Origin of the sequence: Paraburkholderia rhizosphaerae (assembly GCF_004366595.1) — a bacterium.
GTDB lineage: Bacteria > Pseudomonadota > Gammaproteobacteria > Burkholderiales > Burkholderiaceae > Paraburkholderia > Paraburkholderia rhizosphaerae.
Map to the genome: position 1 here is coordinate 144,174 of NZ_SORE01000004.1, position 17,604 is coordinate 161,777.

Below are 17,604 nucleotides of genomic sequence, written 5' to 3' on the forward strand. Positions count from 1 at the left end.
CCCGCGGCGGCTCCGAGACAGGCGCCGTGCGCGGCACGCTGACCATCGTTGCGTTCGCAAGCGCGTCGATGCGTTGCCTATCATCGGCCGACGTCGAATCTTCGCGAGCGGCCCGCTGAACCGCTCACCTGCTTTCTTTCCGTTGGCTTGCGCATCGACGGCGCTGCGGTTGCGCGCATGGCCGATGCAGGGTTGAATACGCCGGAACGGCCATCATGTGTCCAATGATGATCGTGGCACTCGGCCACGACCGTCACGGTCCGTTCGAACTTATAACCCACACCGGCGACTTCACACGATGTGTCTGATCGTATTCGACTGGCGGCCCGCCGCAACCGACGGACCGCTCCTCACGCTTGCCGCGAACCGCGACGAGTACCTGCGCCGCACTGCCGAGCCGATGCACTGGTGGCAGCACGCGCCGACGCTGCTCGCCGGCCGCGATCTGACGGGCGGCGGCACATGGCTCGGGCTCACACGCGACGGCCGCTTCGCCGCGCTGACCAATTACCGCGCGCCGCATGCGAACCGCGCCGACGCGCCGACGCGCGGCACGCTGGTCAGCAACTGGCTGATGCGCGCAGTGGGCGCGACGCCGCTCGAGTATCTGCACGAGGTCGCGCAAAGCGGCGAAATGTACAACGGCTTCAATCTGCTGGTCGGCGACTTCGCGCGACGCGAGCTCGCTTGGTACTGCAACCGCTCGCCGCAAGCGCCGGCGCTGCTAGCCGAGGGCACGCACGGCATCTCGAACGCGGTGCTCGACACGCCCTGGCCGAAGCTCGTCAACAAGCGCGCGGCGCTGGCCGGCGCACTCGCCGGCAACGCGCAGGCGCCGCTCGATCAGTTGATCGAGATGATGCGTGACACGCGCGTTGCGCGCGACGACGAATTGCCGGCCACCGGCGTGTCGCTGGAACGCGAACGCGCGTTGTCGGCGCCGTTTATCGAAATGCCTGACTACGGCACGCGCGGCACAACCGCGCTACGGGTGCTCGCACGCGATGGACGCTTGTCCGTGCAGACCACTGAGCGCAGCGACGACAACGGGTCGCATCAGATCAGGCGTCCCGGCGACTACGAGCGCAGCTTCGCGTTCGATATCGCAGGTTGATCGATCTCGAGATCGGGACATCGCCGCCTCCAGTCTCCCCATTCGGCGTTCAGCGCGAGGCTGACGCGCGTGCGGGGTAGCGGGCTTGTGTCGAGGCGCGACCTGGGCACATCGCCGCCCACATTCGCCACTCGCCACCAGTGCATCAGGTGTCAGGATCAAGCCCGCGCGGGCGTCCGGCGTACATGTGTCCATGTACACGCATGCGTCGGCGGCCGTGTTCCTCAGTCAATACCGAAGGCCGCGCGCAACGCCGCGGCCGCGTCGGCATGCGCTTGCGCGACCTCGGGCACGTAACCGCCCATCTTGAAGAACTCGTGAATCATTCCATCGTAGCGCTTGAGCGCCACTGCGTTGCCCGCGGCGCGCAATTTGTCCGCGTAGGCTGCGCCCTCGTCGCTCAACGGATCGTATTCGGCGGTGGCGATCCACGCGGGCGCGACGCCACCGAAAGCGGGTGCGCCGCGTGGACCGTCGAGCGGCGCGAAGCGCCAGTCGCAGCGGTCGTTCGCATCGCGCAGATATTGCGTGAAGAACCATTGGATCGTCGTCGCCGACAGCAGAAAGCCGTCGGCAAGACGCGCATGCGAATCGGTCTGCTGATGGCTCGTCGTGCCCGGATAGATCAGCAATTGCAGCGCGACCGGTAGGCCCGCTTCGCGCGCCAGCACCGCGCAGACAGTAGCCAGCGTGCCGCCCGCGCTGTCGCCGCCGAGCGCGATGCGTGACGCGTCGATCGCATAAGCGGCGGCGTTCGCATGCAGCCAGCCGAACGCATCGAATGCGTCGTCAACGGCGGTGGGGAACTTGTACTCGGGCGCGAGCCGGTAGTCGACCGAGAGCACCGCGCACTGCGCGTCGCGCGCGAACATCCGGCACAGCGCGTCGTGGGTCGCGACACTGCCGACCGTAAATCCACCGCCATGAAAATAGACGAGCGCGGGTACCGGTTGCGCCCAGTGCGGCTCGACCGGGTGATACAGTCGTGCGCGAACGGTCGAGCCATCGCGCACCGGCACCTCGAGGTCTTCGACCGAAAACATCGGCGCGCTTGCGATCTCGAGAATCGGCGCACTTTTTTCATAGGACGCGCGCGCCTGCTGCGCGGTGAGATCGTGGTACGCGGGGCGCTTCGCGCGCTCGATCATGTCGAGGATTTGCTCGATCTTCGGGTTCAACGGCATCGTGCTTCAGGGGGCGCGTCTGCGCTTCGCGGTGATCAAGCGAGCCATCATGCCACGAAGGTTGGGAACAGGCAGGTGGCGACTCCTCATATGGAACGCGCGGCGCGCGGACCTTCCGTTACGCCCCCCCTTTCACATCGTGCCGCAGCGACATCGGGTCAGTCGGCAGGCGACGCTCTTCGATATCCGCGTGACGCAGCTTCACCGCTTCGAGAATCGACGCATGCGTGAGGATGTAGAACTGCCCGTCGCGTACGGCATCGAATGTGCGCTCCGCGATATCGGCCGCGCTCTTTTTGCCCGACTGCACCGCGCGCCGCAGTTGCTGGTCCGCTGCGCGGCGCGATTCGGTCGGCGGCGCATCGTCGCGCAATTCCGCGGGACGCGAGCGTTCCGAGCCGGTGATGCCGGTCGGCACATAGGCGGGGCACAGCAGCGAGCAGCCGATCGGCGCGCCGGTCTGACGCAGATCGTGATAGAGCGTCTCGGTCAGCGAGACAACCGCATGTTTCGACGCGTTATAGATGCCCATCGCGGACGGCGACAACAGCCCCGCCACCGACGCGGTATTGACGATGTGCGCGGGTTCGTTCTGCCGCAGCATGATGGGCGTAAACACGCGCACGCCGTGCGCGACGCCCATCACATTGACGCCGAACACCCACGACCAGTCGTTCGCCGAACACTCCCACAAATAGCCGAGCGCGCCGACACCCGCGTTGTTGAACAGCAGATGGACGCGGCCGAACGCATCGAGCGTCGCCTGCGCGAGCGCTTCGACCTGATCGGCGCGCGACACGTCGGTGCGCACGCCAATTGCGTCGGCGCCTGCCGCGCGCAATTCGTCGACCGCACGAGCGAGCGCCGGCTCGTCGACATCGGCAAGCACGAGTTTCATGCCGAGCGCCGCTCCTTTATCGGCAAACGCGCGGCCGAAACCGCTTGCGGCACCTGTGATGACCGCGACCTTTCCTGCGAATTCGAACATCGATACTCCCGATAACCGGCCTCTACGCGAAACACCGCGCCGATGAATGCAGCGGGCCGCGTGCTCAGATCAGCTTGACGAGCTGCTTGCCGAAGTTTTGTCCTTTGAGCATGCCGAGAAACGCCTGCGGCGCCGCATCGAGTCCGACGGCCACGCTCTCCCGGTAATGCAGCTTCTTTTGCGCGACGAGGTCGCCCAGTTGCCTGAGCGCGTTGGGCCATTCGTCGAGGTGTTCGGACACGATAAAGCCCTGCACCGTCAGACGCTGCGTGAGAATCGCGTCGACGTGCAGCAGCGGCACGGGCTGCGCGTCGTAGCGGGAGATCATCCCGCAGACGGCGATGCGGCCGTACGCGTTCGTTCGCGTGAGGGTGGCATCGAACACTTCGCCGCCGACGTTCTCGAAGCAGCCGTCGACGCCGTCGGGCGTCGCACGCTCGAGGTCTTCGCTGAGGTGGCCGGCCTTATAGTCGACGCAGGCATCGAAACCAAGCGTCTCGACGACATACCGGCATTTTTCCGGGCCGCCGGCGATACCGACCGCGCGGCAACCGGCGAGCCTGGCGAGTTGTCCGACCACGCTGCCGACCGCGCCGCTCGCCGCACTCACGACGACGGTCTCGCCAGCGCGCGGCGCGATGATGCGATTGAGCCCGTACCACGCGGTCACGCCGGGCATGCCGAGCGCGCCGAGGTACGCGGAGAGCGGCACGTGTGCATCGTCGACCTTCATGACGCCCTGGCCGTCCGAGGTACCGAATTCCTGCCAGCCGAGCACGCCGACCACTTTATCGCCAACGGCGAACGACGGATGCCGGGACTCGATAACTTCGCCGACGGTGCCACCGATCATCACCTGATCGAGCGGTTGGGGCTTCGCGTAGGACTTGCTGTCGTTCATGCGACCGCGCATGTACGGATCGAGCGATAGATAGTGGTTACGCACACGAAACTGCCCGTCGCCAAGCGGTGCGAGCGGCGTCTGAACGAGCCGGAAATTGTCGGCGGTGGCCGCGCCTTGCGGGCGCGACACGAGCAGAATCTGACGATTGATCGCGGTCATTGCAGTCTCCTACTTCGTATTGATGCGGTTAACTGCCAAAGGGCGCCAGCGCGGCGCAGCACTTCAGAGCTGGAACAGACAATATCGCGAGAAACAGGCACTGCATGCAACCGGGACGCGCGCAACGCGCAACGCGCAACGGCAGAGTGAACCCTTTGTCACGACAAATAAAAGGTGGCGAGTCACAGGGGCCCGTACCCATGCCGTAACGGTGCCCGCTTAGGGCCGAAGCGGCATTCCTCGAAGTGGCATTCTTTTAACCACTTTCATTGTTCCCAAAGGTGGCCTCCTTCGGGACTCGCTCCGTAATGAGCGTCGGTGCCGCGCCTGCTGAGCGCATTATCCTGAAAAAGCCATTCCTCAGCAAAACCTTATCCCGCACGCTTTCCAAGCCGCCGACCCGCGCGTTCTGAACGGGATTAGCCGATTTGCAGGACACTCATACGGACTCTTTCAGCCGTCCGATGCACATCACTTCGCCCAACGTAACCGGACAAATTCGCAGGATTGCGATGTGTTGCAACGGCGCGATGCCTTGACAATTCTTGACACAACTGACGCAAATCTTCAGATACCTTACTGATCCGTAAATTGTCCCGTAGTGCAAATCCAGGCCATGCAAAAAAGGAGAAGAAGATGGCGGAAGCAGGAAAGTCAGAGAAACCAGGGTCGGGAATCGCGCACCAGTGCACAGCCGCGGCGATGCTCGTGTCAGCCATCATGCTCGCTGCATGCGGCGGCGACGGAAACAACCCCACCGGGACTGTGGCGGCCGACAGCACCGGGCCAGCACCATCCGGTGCCAACGCGCCGGCAGATACGGCAGCTGCTTTCTTCGACAGCATTTTCATGGACGGCGCAGGCAAGGGCTACTACCAGTTCGACACCGCTCATGATGCGAACGGTTTGCCGTTGATGAACCAGACAACCTCTGGCCGGCGCCGTTACTACGTGACCGGAGAAGCGGACACGAACTTCACGCAGACCACGAATGCGATAGCAGGTGGCTACGTGCCGTACGTTGAATCTGTTGTGTTCATCACGGACGAAGGGGCTTTTACATCGCAGAGCGCAGCGTCAACCAACATCGGAACGAATTCGAAGATATTCAAGCGGTTGCAGCAGGGGTATGACCTCGGGATGACGGGTATGTCCACCCCGCTCTACCGCGTAACAATCAAGGTGCAGGACGTGTCAGGACAGTCGGTTGCTGCTGTCGTCAGTCAGGACGAAAACGCAACGCTGAATGGACTCATGCCGGTGCGTCAGGACAATGCGCCGATGCCGACCGGCGCGCAGATATACCAGGTGCCATACACCGTCTTGAAGCAACATCTTCGGATCAACCTCAGCATTACACGCCCTAGCCCTTCGTCGCTCGAAACGTTGCAGGCGAGCCAGGGAGGAACGATCGAGATGATGGGCGGCTATCGCTGGCTGAAACCGGCCACGTCCAACGGATTGCCGTACATCGAGTACAACGGCGCGGTCTATAACGGCGGATTACAGATGCCAGATGACGTGCATGAAGCAGTGGGCGCGGCGTACAACCAGGTCGCCGCGGATTTCATCGCGCAGCGCCTCGCCATCGCGCTCACGCACTAACGCAGCAAAACGGACGGCGTCGCTGCCGTCCAGTACCCCATCTCAACCATCGCTCGGCCCCGGCTTCGCAGCCGGATCCGTCCTGCGTCGCTGCTGCACGACATCACGGCCGACAGCGAGCCGCCGCATATACTTGAACGTCCCCAGCGCTTTGGCGACGAAGTGGCCTTCGGTATCGCGAATCTCCCCTTCGCAATAGGCCATCGTAGTCGACCGATGCAGCACCCGACCGGTCGCACGCAACTCGCCACGTCCCGGCTGCATGAAATTCACCTTCATCTCAACGGTCACAACGCCGACTCCGTCGGCGGACAAACTTCGCGCCGCCATTGCCAGCGCAACGTCCGCGAGCGTCATCGTGACGCCCCCATGCGCGACATTCCACGTATTCAGATGATCAGGCGCAAGCGGCAGCACGACCTCGCTCACGCCATCCGCCGCTGCCACCACCCGCACCCCAAGGTGGTCGACGAACGGACTCTCAATGGCCGGCGGCGCAGCAACGGCCCCTTGCGTCGCCGCGCGTTTCGATTCAGTCATAAAGCAATCACATTTCGTAATCGACGCATTCGCGCGACTCGCGCACCTTGCCGACAAACGCCTTCAGCGCTTCGTGCGTCGGATGGATTTGATAAGCGTCGAGCGCGGCCTTGTCGGCGAAATCGGAGACCAGCACGACGTCGTACGTGGATTCGAGACCCGGCTTGGCGAGCCCGACTTCGAGATGCAGGATGCCCGGAACGATCGAGCGGCAGCCTTCGAGCTTTTCCTTCAGCTTCACCGCGTTTTCCGCGCGCGTCGCGCCCTCGGCCTGTTCCTTCAGCTTCCACATCACGATGTGACGAATCACGGTCTTCTCCTTGTCGATAATCGTTGTTGATCCATGCGGGACGGGCACCGCCGCGGCGCCCTCGCATCGACAAATGATACCGCGCACTATTCATTGCGATGCGGCAGACCCGCACAACCGTTCGCACCGCGCGTGAGCCCGGGCGGAAAAAACAGACGCATGCCAGGACACCGACCGGCGCAGACCGTTGCAGCGCTTCCTATACTTTCTGCATCGCCTCGTCCCATCGCCATCCCCGGCATCACGCATCGAACACGCCGCCCGCATGCGCGCAGCCCGCTTGCAGCGCGGCGTCATCAGGCCCGTGCGCCATATGGCGCCTGTTTTTATCGAAGCAGACCACGCATGAGCAGCGACGCGTTCGCACACTCATGCGGCCTCCCGCGGTTCGCCGCGGCGGCGCGCACGGTATATCGCCACCCTGTTTTGCGAGGGCAATATGGCTACTTACATCATGCTGGTCAACTGGACCGATCAGGGCATCCGCTCCGTGAAGGACACCGTCAAGCGCGCACACGCGTTCCGCGAGGTCGCGCAGGGACTTGGCGCCACGCTCGGCACGTTCAAATGGACGCTAGGCGCGTATGACCTCGTGGTTTCGCTCGACTGCCCCGACGACGAAACCGCTACCCGCGTCGGGCTCGCGCTCGGGCTGCAAGGCAATGTGCGCACATCGACACTGCGCGCGTTCGGCGAAGACGAGATGGAACGTATCCTCGGCGGATTGAAGTAAGAGGCCAAGGCCGCCGCAGCCGGTTACACCACAACCGTTTCCATGACCCGACCGGTTGCAGCCCGTCCGCCGCATCACCGCGTGAGGCCGATGCGGCGGCGTTTGCCGTGCGCGAGCGCGCCGCTCCACGCGTTAGCGCCCGAATCCGGCCACCCCAGTACAATGGCTCGCAGATTTCCGCTCTCGTCGAGGTGCAGGCCATGCTCACTGATCGCGCTGTCCGGTTGTTCCGCTTCGTTGTTATCGTCTTTGCGTTTGCAGGCGTGACCGGTTCGTTGAGCGGTTGCGCCGGATGGTTCGGCAGCGAACCGCTGCGCGTGAACGTGGCCGGCCTCGAACCCCTCGAGAGCCAGGGGATGGAAGCGCGTTTCAATCTGAAGCTGCGCGTGCAGAACCCGAGCAGCGCACCGGTCGATTACAGCGGCGTTTCCGTCGATATGGAAGTCAACGGCAAGGCATTCGCGAGCGGCGTGAGTCCCGCGTCGGGCAGCGTACCGGCATTCGGCGAAACGATTATCAGCGTGCCCGTGACGGTCTCCGCGCTGACCGCGCTCCAGCAGATTTTCGAGTTCGTCAGCCGCGAGCAATACGGTCAGATCCAGTACATCCTGCGTGGCCGGCTCGCCGGTAGCGGCATCGGCGGCGGTACGCGGTTTACCGACCAGGGCTCGCTATCCATACCGTTCCCCGCCGTCGGCGTGCCTTCGTGACGCATGCTCTCCATGCACGCTGATGATTCACGCTGGCGGCGCGTCAACGGTCTTGCCGCGCAACGCCACCGCGATCGAACTGCCGACAACCAGCGCGATGCCGGCCACCGATACCAGCCCGATCGTTTCGCCCCACGCGAGATAGCCGAATAGCGTCGCCCAGACGATACTCGTGTAGTTGTACGGCGCGAGCGCACTCGCGCTGGCGTTGCGGAACGCGACGGTCATCAGGATCTGGCCGGTACCCGCGAGAATGCCGATCAGCGCCATTAGCGCGAGCGCATCGAGCGTCGGGGTGCGCCACAGGAACAGCAGCGACATCCCGCTCACGAGCGTGCCGATCAATGTGAAGTACAGCACCGCGACGCTCGAGTCTTCAGTCGGCTTGAAGTGTTTGATCTGGATAATCGACAGCGCGCCGGTGATCGCGCTGAGAATAAGCAGCAGCGGACCCAGCCAGCTCGCCTGGTTGCCGTTCGGCCGCACGATCAGCAGCACGCCGATAAAACCGATCGCGGCCGCCGCCGCGTCGCGGCGCCGCAGCGTTTCCTTCAGCAGCAGCGGCGCCAGCACAATCACGAATAACGACTCCGAGTAGAGAATCGCAACCGCTTCGGACAACGGCACATAAGGCAGCCCGGCAAAAAACAACCCGAGCGTGACAAGCAGCGTCAGCGCACGCACCGTCTGCCGGCGGACGTTCAGCGTTCTGATTCTTTCGCGCAACGGCGTGCCGTACATGCACATCGCAATCGCCGGCGCGAGGCCGAACAGCATGCGGAAGAACGTCAGCACATTGGCCGGATAATGCAGCGCGACCGTTTTCGCGAGCGCATCGACCAGCGCGAAGCAAAACATCGAGAGCAGAATCTGCACGATGCTGCGCGAATTGACGGCATGCGGACGGGCGACGGAGACGGACACGGGCGCGCAATGAGAATAGACATCAAGGGCCGCTGATCATGCGGGACCTCATGCGCTGCGTCAAGCAGAGCACGGCTCATTGCTGCCGCACTCGACTGGTTGTGAATGCAACCGGTGTTACACGCCGCAGCGGCCCTATGTGATCCGCATCGAGACCGCTCTCGCCGGCAGCGGCAGCGCGACGCCGCTAGCCCAGCAGATCCGCCGCGCGCACGCGCCGCACGCCGGCCGCGTTCATCTCGCGCCACGCGGCATCGAGCGAGCCGTTCAGGTCGATCGCACGGGTCGCGTCTTCGATCACCGCGACATCGAACCCGGCGGCGCACGCATCGAGCGACGACCACGCAACGCAAAAGTCGGTCGCGAGCCCGCAGCACCACACCCGTTTCACACCGGTGTCGCGCAAGTAGCCGGTCAGGCCGGTTGGCGTCGTATGGTCGGCTTCGACGAACGCCGAATAGCTGTCGACATGCTGATGGTGTCCCTTGCGGATCACCGCACGCGCGTGCGGAATATCGACATCGCGATGAAACGCGGCGCCCGGCGTCTGCTGCACGCAATGCACCGGCCACAACACCTGCTCGCCGTAAGGCAGCGTGATGAACTCGAACGGCTTGCGGCCCGCGTGATTTTCAGCGAACGAGATATGCGCGCGCGGGTGCCAGTCCTGTGTCAGCACGACGTGAGTGAACAGGCGCGCGAGCCGGTTCGCAAGCGGCACCACTTCGTCGCCGTGCGCGACCGCGAGCGCGCCGCCCGGCATAAAGTCGTTCTGCAAATCGACCACCAGCAGCACGTCGTCGGCCTGGTTGATCCTGAACTTCGGTTCCGCTGTCATCTCCTTACCTTGATCGTTGTGACAGAAGCCCCGGATTATCCGTTGAAACGACGGTCTTGCGCTGCCCGCGCGACCAGGCCCGGCGCAATCTCCCACGCGTCGCCGTTCGGCTGCGCCGCGTAGCGTCGAATCGCGCGCTCGACCTCGGCGAGACCGAGCATATCCGCGTACAGCATCGGGCCGCCACGCCATGGCGGAAAACCGTATCCGGTCAGGTAGACCATATCGATGTCGGATGCTCTTGCCGCGATCCCTTCGTCGAGAATCTTCGCGCCTTCATTGACGAGCGCAAACACGAGCCGCTCGACGATTTCATTGTCGGTCAGTTCGCGGCGCACGATGCCGGCTTGCCGTGCATGCGCGACGATCATGTCGTCGACGAGTTGCGATGGCATCGCGCTGCGCTCGCCCGCCTTGTAGTCATACCAGCCGCCGCCGGTCTTCTGCCCGAAGCGCCCGAGCTCGCATAGCCGGTCGGCGAGCGTCGAATAGCGCTGCGCCGGGTGCTCGCGATAACGCCGTTTGCGAATCGCCCAGCCGATATCGTTGCCGGCCAGATCGCTCATCCGGAACGGCCCCATCGCGAATCCGAACGCCTCGATCGCACGATCGACCTGCGCGGGCAGCGCGCCCTCTTCGATCATGAATAGCGACTGACGGATGGTCTGCTCGATCATCCGGTTGCCGATAAAGCCGTCGCAGACGCCCGCGACCACCGCGGTCTTGCCGATCTTCTTCGCAAGCTTCATCACGGTCGCGAGCACGTCCTTCGCGGTTTGCGCGCCGCGCACGACCTCGAGCAGCTTCATCACATTGGCCGGGCTGAAGAAATGCAGGCCGACCACGTCCTGCGGACGCTGCGTGAACGCGGCGATCCGGTTCAGATCGAGCGTCGATGTGTTCGACGCGAGAATCGCGCCCGGCTTCGCCAACTGATCGATGCGGCGAAACACCTGCTCTTTCACATCGAGATCTTCGAATACCGCTTCGACGATCAGGTCCGCGTGAGTCAGACTGTCGTACGATGTCGACGCACTGATGCGCGCAAGCCGCTCGTCGGCTGCCTGCTGGCTCAGCCTGCCTTTTTTGACAGTGGTGTCGTAGTTCTTGCGGATCGTCGCGAGGCCGCGCTCGAGCGCTGCCTCGCTGGTATCGATCAGCGTGACCGGCAGCCCCGCGTTGACGAAACTCATTGCGATGCCGCCGCCCATCGTGCCCGCGCCGATCACCGCGACCTGCGCGATCGTGCGCGTAGCGGTATCTGACGGTACATCGGCGATCTTGCTCGCGGCGCGTTCGCCGAAAAATGCATGCCGCAATGCGCGGCTTTCCGGCGACTGCACAAGCGCGACGAAGCATTCGCGCTCGAATGCGAGCCCTCTGTCGAAGCCATGCACCACGCCTGCTTCGATCGCATCGATGCATTTATGTGGCGCTGGAAAGTGCTTCGCGGTCTGTGCGATCTGCTCGCGCGCGGACTCGATGCAAGCCGCCGCATCCGGATGATCGATCGCGCGCTCGCGCAGCTTCGGGTATGGGCCGGGCCGCGCACCCGCTTCGCGTGCGAACGCGAGCGCGGCGGCGAGCAGATCGCCATCGACGACCTTGTCGAACAGCGCGGTATTCGCCAGCGTCTCCGCCATCGCCGGCTTGCCTGACACGATCATCTCGAGTGCGGTCTGCAAGCCGACCGCGCGCGGCAATCGTTGCGTGCCGCCGGCGCCGGGCAAGATGCCGAGTTTGACTTCCGGCAGCGCGATCTGCGTGCCGCGTGCGGCGATCCGGTAATGCGCGCCCAGCGCGAGTTCGAGGCCGCCGCCCAGCGCGACCCCATGCAGTGCGGCAACCACCGGCTTCGCGCTGCGCTCGAGCGCATGAATCACCGCGCCGAGCATCGGCTCCTGCGTCGCTTTCGGCGTGTTGAACTCGGTGATGTCGGCGCCACCGCAAAACACCTTGCCGGCGCCGGTCAGCACGATGGCGATCAGCGCCGGGTCCTGCTGCGCGCGCTCGAGCGCATCGACGATGCCGGCCCGCGTCGAGTGGCCCAGACCGTTCACCGGCGGGTTGTTCAGCGTGATGACGGCAACGCCGTCGTGCGTCGTGTAGTCGACTGCCATCTGTGTGTCTCCGCTTGTCTTCGCTTGTCTTCGCTTGTCTCCGCTTGTCTCCGCTTGTCTCCGCTTGTCCGCGAACGCCGCATACCGCGCGCACGCGATGCGCGCGACGCTGGCTTTACGCCGACGATCTATGTCACGGTTCGCGATCTCCGGCGAACGCTTCTAGCGAGCACGCAGCATACACAGAGCCCGACGTTCGTTCAATTTGGACGGGCTCGCGCGATGCGCGGCATCTAGCGACGCGAGCGGCGCGCGCCGACGCCCTCTTCGACCGGTCCGGCCGTCGCGTGCGGATCGGCAGCGGCGGTTGCATCCGCCAGCGGACAGTCCGCGTCGGCGAGAGCCGACGGCAGCCGATAGTCGCGAAACTGCTCGCGCAGCTTCAGCTTCTGTAGCTTGCCGGTCGCCGTGTGGGGCAGTTCGTCGACGAACACGACGTCATCGGGAATCCACCATCTGACGACCTTGCCTGCGTAGAACGCCAGCAGTTCGTCGCGCGTCACATCGGCGTGCGGGCGCTTCACGACGACGAGCAGCGGCCGCTCGGTCCAGCGCGGATGCGCAACCGCGACGCACGCGGCTTCAGCCACCGCCGGATGCGCAATCGCGACATTCTCGACATCGATCGAACTGATCCATTCGCCGCCGGACTTGATCACGTCCTTGCTGCGATCGGTGATGTGCAGAAAACCGTCGGCGTCGAGCGTCGCAACGTCGCCGGTCGGAAACCAGCCGTCGATCAGCGGCGACGTATCGGCACGGTAATAACGGTCGATCACGCATGGGCCACGCACATGCAGATCGCCGAACGCGACGCCATCCCAAGGCAATTCCCGGCCGTCGTCGCCGACGATCTTCATATCGACGCCAAACCCGGCACGGCCCTGTTTTTCGCGCAGTGCGCGCTGTACGCGTCGCGGCCGTTGCTCCTCTTCGCTGGTCAACTTCACGAGCGAGCCGAGCGGCGACATCTCTGTCATTCCCCACGCGTGAATCACTTCGACGCCGTAGTCGTCCTCGAAGGTGCGCAGCATCGCGGGCGGACACGCGGATCCGCCGATCACGGTGCGCTCGAGCGACGAAAAACGCGCGCCGGTTTCCTTCAAATGCGCAAGTAGTCCGAGGTAGACGGTCGGCACGCCCGCCGAAAACGTGACGCGCTCCGCTTCCATCAGCTCATATAGCGAGCGGCCGTCGAGATCCTTGCCCGGCAACACCAGTTTCGAGCCTGCGAGCGGCGCCGCATGCGGAATGCCCCATGCGTTCACATGAAACATCGGCACAACCGGCAGCACGACGTCGCGCGCGGACAGCGCCAGCGCATTCGGCAGCGCGGCGCCGTACGCATGCAGCACCGTCGAGCGATGCGAATACAGCGCGCCTTTCGGATGGCCGGTCGTGCCGGACGTGTAGCACAGGTAGGATGCGCTGCGCTCGTCGATGCGCGGCCAGTCGAATTCGCCGTCGTGCGGCGCGAGCAGCGTCTCGTAGCTCAGGACCGGCGTGCGCATGTCGGGCAGACGCGCGTCATCCGTGAGCGCAATCCAGCCGCGCACGTGCGGGCATTGCGGCGCGAGTGTATCGACGAGCGGCGCGAACGGCGCATCGAACAGCACATAGCTGTCTTGCGCATCGTTGATGATGAACGCGATCTGATCCGGAAAGAGCCGCGGATTGATCGTGTGACAGACCGCGCCGAAGCCCGTTGTGCCGTAGTAGGTTTCCAGATGCCGGTGGCCGTTCCACGCCAGCGTGGCGACGCGCTCGCCCGGCTGCACATCGAGCGCAATCAGCGCTTGTGCCAGCTGCTTCGCGCGCCGCTCGCAATCGCGGTACGTATAGCGATGCAGATCGCCTTCGATGCGCCGCGACACAATCTCGACCGTGCCATAGAAGCGCGCCGCGTGCGTCAGCAGCGCGGACACCGTCAACGGCACATCCATCATCTGACCTTGCAGCGGCGCCGTCATGCGCATATCCCGTTGGTTGTCTTGATGATCGTCACCTGCGGTGGCTGCAGTTTCCGTTCCCACGCGGCGTCGCAGGAGCGCCGCCCGGAGACCGCGCGTATGCGACGCAAGTACGCGGCCTGCAGCGTCTGACACGCGGATTTACAATATCGGCTATTAAAGAGGCGCTCAATATGACGTTTTCACCAGGCACCGCCGAATTTCCCGCCACCGCCGCATCCGGTCCGCTCGATCTGGTCGCGTCGGCGATATCGAGCCAGCGCAACGGCGCATTCGCGCAGCTCGGCTCCGCTTTTCTGACGCGCTTGCCCGCCGCGCCGCTGCCCGCACCGTATGTGGTCGGCTTTTCCGCGCAAACCGCCGCGCTGCTCGGCTTTCCGGCGACGCTCGCGAGCGAGCCGGGCTTCGCTGACTATTTCTCCGGCAACCCGACGCGCGAATGGCCCGCCGCGGCGTTGCCGTACGCGTCGGTGTATTCCGGCCACCAGTTCGGCGTGTGGGCCGGCCAGCTCGGCGATGGCCGCGCGCTCGGTCTCGGCGAAGTCGAACACGCGGGCGCGCGCTATGAATTGCAGTTGAAAGGCAGCGGCCGCACGCCGTACTCGCGAATGGGCGACGGCCGCGCGGTGCTGCGTTCGTCGATTCGCGAGTTTCTGTGCTCGGAGGCGATGCATCACCTCGGCATTCCGACCACGCGCGCGCTGTGCGTGACCGGTTCCGACCAGCCCGTGCGCCGCGAGGAAATGGAAACGGCGGCGGTCGTCACGCGCGTGTCGCCAAGCTTCGTGCGGTTCGGCCATTTCGAGCACTTCTACTCGCACGATCGGATCGACGAACTGCGCGCGCTGGCCGATCACATCATCGACCGCTTCTATCCGGCGTGCCGCGACGCGGACGACCCGTATCTCGCGCTGCTGCACGAAGCGGTGCTGTCGACCGCGGACCTGGTCGCGCAATGGCAGGCGGTCGGCTTCTGCCACGGCGTGATGAACACCGACAACATGTCGATCCTTGGTCTGACGATCGACTATGGTCCGTTCGGTTTTATCGATGGCTTCGACGCGAACCACATCTGCAACCATTCGGATTCGCAAGGCCGCTATGCGTACCGGATGCAGCCGCAGATCGCGTACTGGAATCTCTTCTGCCTTGCGCAAGGGCTGCTGCCGCTGTTCGGCGCGCGCTACGAAGAAAGCAAACGCAGCGAGCGCGCGGTCGAAGACGCGCAACGCGTGCTCGAAGGCTTCAAGGCACGCTTTGCGCCGGCGCTCGAAGGCCGCATGCGCGACAAGCTGGGCCTCGAGACCGCGCGCGAAGGCGACGACGCACTGGCCAACAAGCTGTTCGAGATCATGCATGCGAACCGCGCGGACTTCACGTTGACGTTCCGTCACCTCGCGCAGATGTCGAAGCACGACGCGCGCGGCGATGCGGCGGCGCGCGACCTGTTTCTCGATCGCGCCGCATTCGACGCGTGGGCGAACGACTACCGCGCCCGGCTGTCACATGACGCACGCGACGATACGTCGCGTGCGCTTGCAATGAACCGCGTGAACCCCAAGTTTGTGCTTCGCAATCACCTTGCGGAAACGGCAATCCGGCACGCGAAAGAGAAAGATTTCTCCGAAGTGGAACGGCTCGCGGCCGTGCTGCGCCGGCCGTTCGACGAACAGCCCGAGCATGCCGCTTATGCGGCGCTGCCGCCTGATTGGGCGACGTCGCTGGAAGTCAGCTGTTCGTCGTGATGGCCGCGCCGCAGTTGCTGCTGTTACTAGCGCGCGCCTGTCATTCTGGCGCGGCCGGCGCGACATAAACCTGCGGCCGCGCGACACGCGGCGCACCTTTGCCCGACCCGCATTCTTCTCAGGACGAGACCATGAACGCAGACGATCCGAAAACCACCCCGTACCCCGTGCAGAAAGACGACGCCGACTGGCGCAAGCAGCTGTCCGAGACCGAGTACCAGGTGACCCGCCACGCGGCGACCGAGCGCCCGTTCACCGGTCGCTACTGGGACCACTGGGATCGCGGCATCTACGATTGCGTCGCTTGCGGCACGCCGCTGTTCGAATCCGATACGAAGTTCGACGCGGGCTGCGGCTGGCCAAGCTACTTCAAGCCGATCAACGGCGAAGTGATCGAAGAGCTCACCGACCGCTCGCATGGCATGCTGCGCATCGAAGTGCGCTGCAAGAATTGCGGCTCGCATCTGGGCCACGTGTTCGAGGATGGTCCGGCGCCCACCGGTTTGCGCTACTGCATCAATTCGGCTGCGTTACAATTCGACCCGAAATAACCCGGCCGATGCAACATTGAAGCGGCGGCTGAACGGCTAACCGACGGTTCACCGGCGGTTAGCCGCCGCCGCGACACATCGGCGAATGACTGAATGCCTGCCAGGCCGCCCTTACTGCAACGCGCTCGGCGATGCGCGCACAATGTGCGCTTCACTCCCGGATTCCCGACCTGACAATGAAATTCCTGTTCGATCTGTTCCCGATCATCCTGTTCTTTATTGCGTTCAAGATCTGGGGCATTTTCACCGCGACCGCGGTGGCGATCGGCGCGACGCTGGTGCAGATTGCGTGGGTGGCGTTCCGCCATCGCAAGGTCGATCCGATGCTGTGGATCAGCCTCGGCGTCGTCACCGTGTTCGGCGGCGCGACGCTCGTGCTGCACAACGACACGTTCATCAAATGGAAGCCGACCGTGCTCTACTGGGCGTTTTCGGTCGTGCTGATCGTGTCGCAATTCGCGTTCAGCAAGAACCTGATCGAAGCGATGATGGGCAAGCAGATCACACTGCCGCATCGGATCTGGGGGCATCTGAATATCGTCTGGGCGGTGTTCTTCGTGCTGCTCGGCATTCTGAATCTGATCGTTGCGTACCACTTCTCGACCGACGCATGGGTGAACTTCAAGCTGTTCGGCGCGACCGGCTGCCTGCTCGTGTTTATTGTCGGACAGAGCCTGTGGCTCGCGAAATATATGAAAGAAGAGTGACATGAGCACCGACGCATTCCTCCATGCCACGCCCGCCGAGCGCGCTGCGTTGATCGAAGCGCGCCTCGCCACGGCGCTCGCGCCGGTCGAATCGATCGCGGTTCGCGACGACAGTGCGCAGCACGCGGGCCACGCCGGCGCGGCCGCCGGCGGTCACTTCAGCGTGACGATCGTCGCCGCCGCGTTCGCGGGCAAGCCGCGGGTGGCCCGCCATCGCATGGTGTATGATGCGCTGGCCGACGCCATGCAGCGCGGCATTCACGCACTGGCAATCACCGCTTACACGCCGGAAGAATTCAGGCGGCTGCCGCGTCAGGCCGGATAAGCGTTGCCGATACGCTCGCAGACAAGCCGCGCAAACACGTCACGCAGATAAGCCACACATAAGCCACGCAGATGAGTTTGTGAGTCGATCCAATTGGCCGCCGCTGCGATTCACCACGTTCGCCCCGTTTTCGACCATCCATTACGTTAGCCCCCCATTTAGCCCGTTAGGAACCTC

Annotated in this window: 17 protein-coding genes; 8 read left to right on the forward strand and 9 right to left on the reverse strand. The window is 64.2% G+C overall.

Annotated elements, in window-relative coordinates:
* Positions 1 to 298 precede the first annotated feature (298 nt).
* On the forward strand, positions 299 to 1,114 hold the full coding sequence (locus tag BX592_RS06585) for an NRDE family protein (RefSeq protein WP_134190867.1): 816 nt from the start codon (positions 299 to 301) through the stop codon (positions 1,112 to 1,114).
* Positions 1,115 to 1,338: 224 nt separating this feature from the next.
* Here the strand turns inward: BX592_RS06585 and BX592_RS06590 are convergent, their stop codons facing one another.
* The 3 genes from BX592_RS06590 to BX592_RS06600 form a co-directional block, all read right to left on the reverse strand.
* Positions 1,339 to 2,298: an alpha/beta hydrolase gene (locus tag BX592_RS06590; RefSeq protein ID WP_134190868.1), complete on the reverse strand. Its 960-nt coding sequence runs from the start codon at positions 2,296 to 2,298 to the stop codon at positions 1,339 to 1,341.
* 118 nt (positions 2,299 to 2,416) lie between these two features.
* Entirely contained in the window at positions 2,417 to 3,286 is an 870-nt protein-coding gene (locus BX592_RS06595) for an SDR family oxidoreductase (RefSeq protein WP_134190869.1), read from the reverse strand.
* A gap of 64 nt (positions 3,287 to 3,350) precedes the next feature.
* Positions 3,351 to 4,349, reverse strand: a complete 999-nt coding sequence (locus tag BX592_RS06600; RefSeq protein WP_134190870.1) for an NADP-dependent oxidoreductase — start codon at positions 4,347 to 4,349, stop codon at positions 3,351 to 3,353.
* Between the two features lie 636 nt (positions 4,350 to 4,985).
* On the opposite strand from BX592_RS06600, the gene BX592_RS06605 reads away from it, so the two are divergent.
* On the forward strand, positions 4,986 to 5,954 hold the full coding sequence (locus tag BX592_RS06605; protein ID WP_134190871.1) for a hypothetical protein: 969 nt from the start codon (positions 4,986 to 4,988) through the stop codon (positions 5,952 to 5,954).
* A 42-nt stretch (positions 5,955 to 5,996) separates the two neighbouring features.
* Here BX592_RS06605 and BX592_RS06610 read toward each other — a convergent pair whose 3' ends face one another.
* Together BX592_RS06610 and BX592_RS06615 are read right to left on the reverse strand one after the other, a co-directional pair.
* Positions 5,997 to 6,494: a PaaI family thioesterase gene (locus BX592_RS06610; protein ID WP_134190872.1), complete on the reverse strand. Its 498-nt coding sequence runs from the start codon at positions 6,492 to 6,494 to the stop codon at positions 5,997 to 5,999.
* 7 nt (positions 6,495 to 6,501) lie between these two features.
* The gene (locus BX592_RS06615) at positions 6,502 to 6,804 is read right to left on the reverse strand and encodes a Dabb family protein (protein WP_134190873.1); all 303 of its coding nucleotides are present in this window, start codon (positions 6,802 to 6,804) and stop codon (positions 6,502 to 6,504) included.
* 439 nt (positions 6,805 to 7,243) lie between these two features.
* Here BX592_RS06615 and BX592_RS06620 point away from each other — a divergent pair, with 439 nt between their 5' ends.
* Both BX592_RS06620 and BX592_RS06625 read left to right on the forward strand, forming a co-directional pair.
* Complete coding sequence (locus BX592_RS06620; RefSeq protein WP_134190874.1) at positions 7,244 to 7,537, forward strand: GYD domain-containing protein; 294 nt, start codon at positions 7,244 to 7,246, stop codon at positions 7,535 to 7,537.
* A gap of 200 nt (positions 7,538 to 7,737) precedes the next feature.
* Positions 7,738 to 8,247 (forward strand): LEA/WHy family protein, encoded by a 510-nt coding sequence (locus BX592_RS06625; RefSeq protein WP_134190875.1) that lies wholly within the window; start codon positions 7,738 to 7,740, stop codon positions 8,245 to 8,247.
* 27 nt (positions 8,248 to 8,274) lie between these two features.
* Here the strand turns inward: BX592_RS06625 and BX592_RS06630 are convergent, their stop codons facing one another.
* The 4 genes from BX592_RS06630 to BX592_RS06645 form a co-directional block, all read right to left on the reverse strand.
* Positions 8,275 to 9,171, reverse strand: coding sequence for a DMT family transporter (locus tag BX592_RS06630; protein ID WP_279589174.1), 897 nt, complete (start codon positions 9,169 to 9,171; stop codon positions 8,275 to 8,277).
* Between the two features lie 187 nt (positions 9,172 to 9,358).
* A complete protein-coding gene (gene pncA, locus BX592_RS06635) occupies positions 9,359 to 9,985 on the reverse strand; it encodes a bifunctional nicotinamidase/pyrazinamidase (RefSeq protein WP_134191057.1) in 627 nt (208 codons plus the stop codon).
* Positions 9,986 to 10,044: 59 nt separating this feature from the next.
* A complete protein-coding gene (locus BX592_RS06640) occupies positions 10,045 to 12,129 on the reverse strand; it encodes a 3-hydroxyacyl-CoA dehydrogenase NAD-binding domain-containing protein (RefSeq protein WP_134190876.1) in 2,085 nt (694 codons plus the stop codon).
* Positions 12,130 to 12,362: 233 nt separating this feature from the next.
* Positions 12,363 to 14,099 carry a 3-(methylthio)propionyl-CoA ligase gene (locus BX592_RS06645; RefSeq protein WP_134190877.1) on the reverse strand — a complete coding sequence of 579 codons (1,737 nt, stop codon included), beginning with the start codon at positions 14,097 to 14,099 and terminating at the stop codon, positions 12,363 to 12,365.
* 173 nt (positions 14,100 to 14,272) lie between these two features.
* On the opposite strand from BX592_RS06645, the gene BX592_RS06650 reads away from it, so the two are divergent.
* From BX592_RS06650 to BX592_RS06665, 4 genes are all read left to right on the forward strand, one after another.
* Entirely contained in the window at positions 14,273 to 15,844 is a 1,572-nt protein-coding gene (locus BX592_RS06650; protein WP_134190878.1) for a protein adenylyltransferase SelO, read from the forward strand.
* A 131-nt stretch (positions 15,845 to 15,975) separates the two neighbouring features.
* Entirely contained in the window at positions 15,976 to 16,395 is a 420-nt protein-coding gene (gene msrB / locus BX592_RS06655) for a peptide-methionine (R)-S-oxide reductase MsrB (protein ID WP_134190879.1), read from the forward strand.
* A gap of 176 nt (positions 16,396 to 16,571) precedes the next feature.
* Positions 16,572 to 17,102 carry a septation protein A gene (locus tag BX592_RS06660; protein WP_134190880.1) on the forward strand — a complete coding sequence of 177 codons (531 nt, stop codon included), beginning with the start codon at positions 16,572 to 16,574 and terminating at the stop codon, positions 17,100 to 17,102.
* Between the two features lies 1 nt (position 17,103).
* Positions 17,104 to 17,427, forward strand: a complete 324-nt coding sequence (locus BX592_RS06665) for a BolA family protein (protein ID WP_134190881.1) — start codon at positions 17,104 to 17,106, stop codon at positions 17,425 to 17,427.
* Positions 17,428 to 17,604 lie beyond the last annotated feature (177 nt).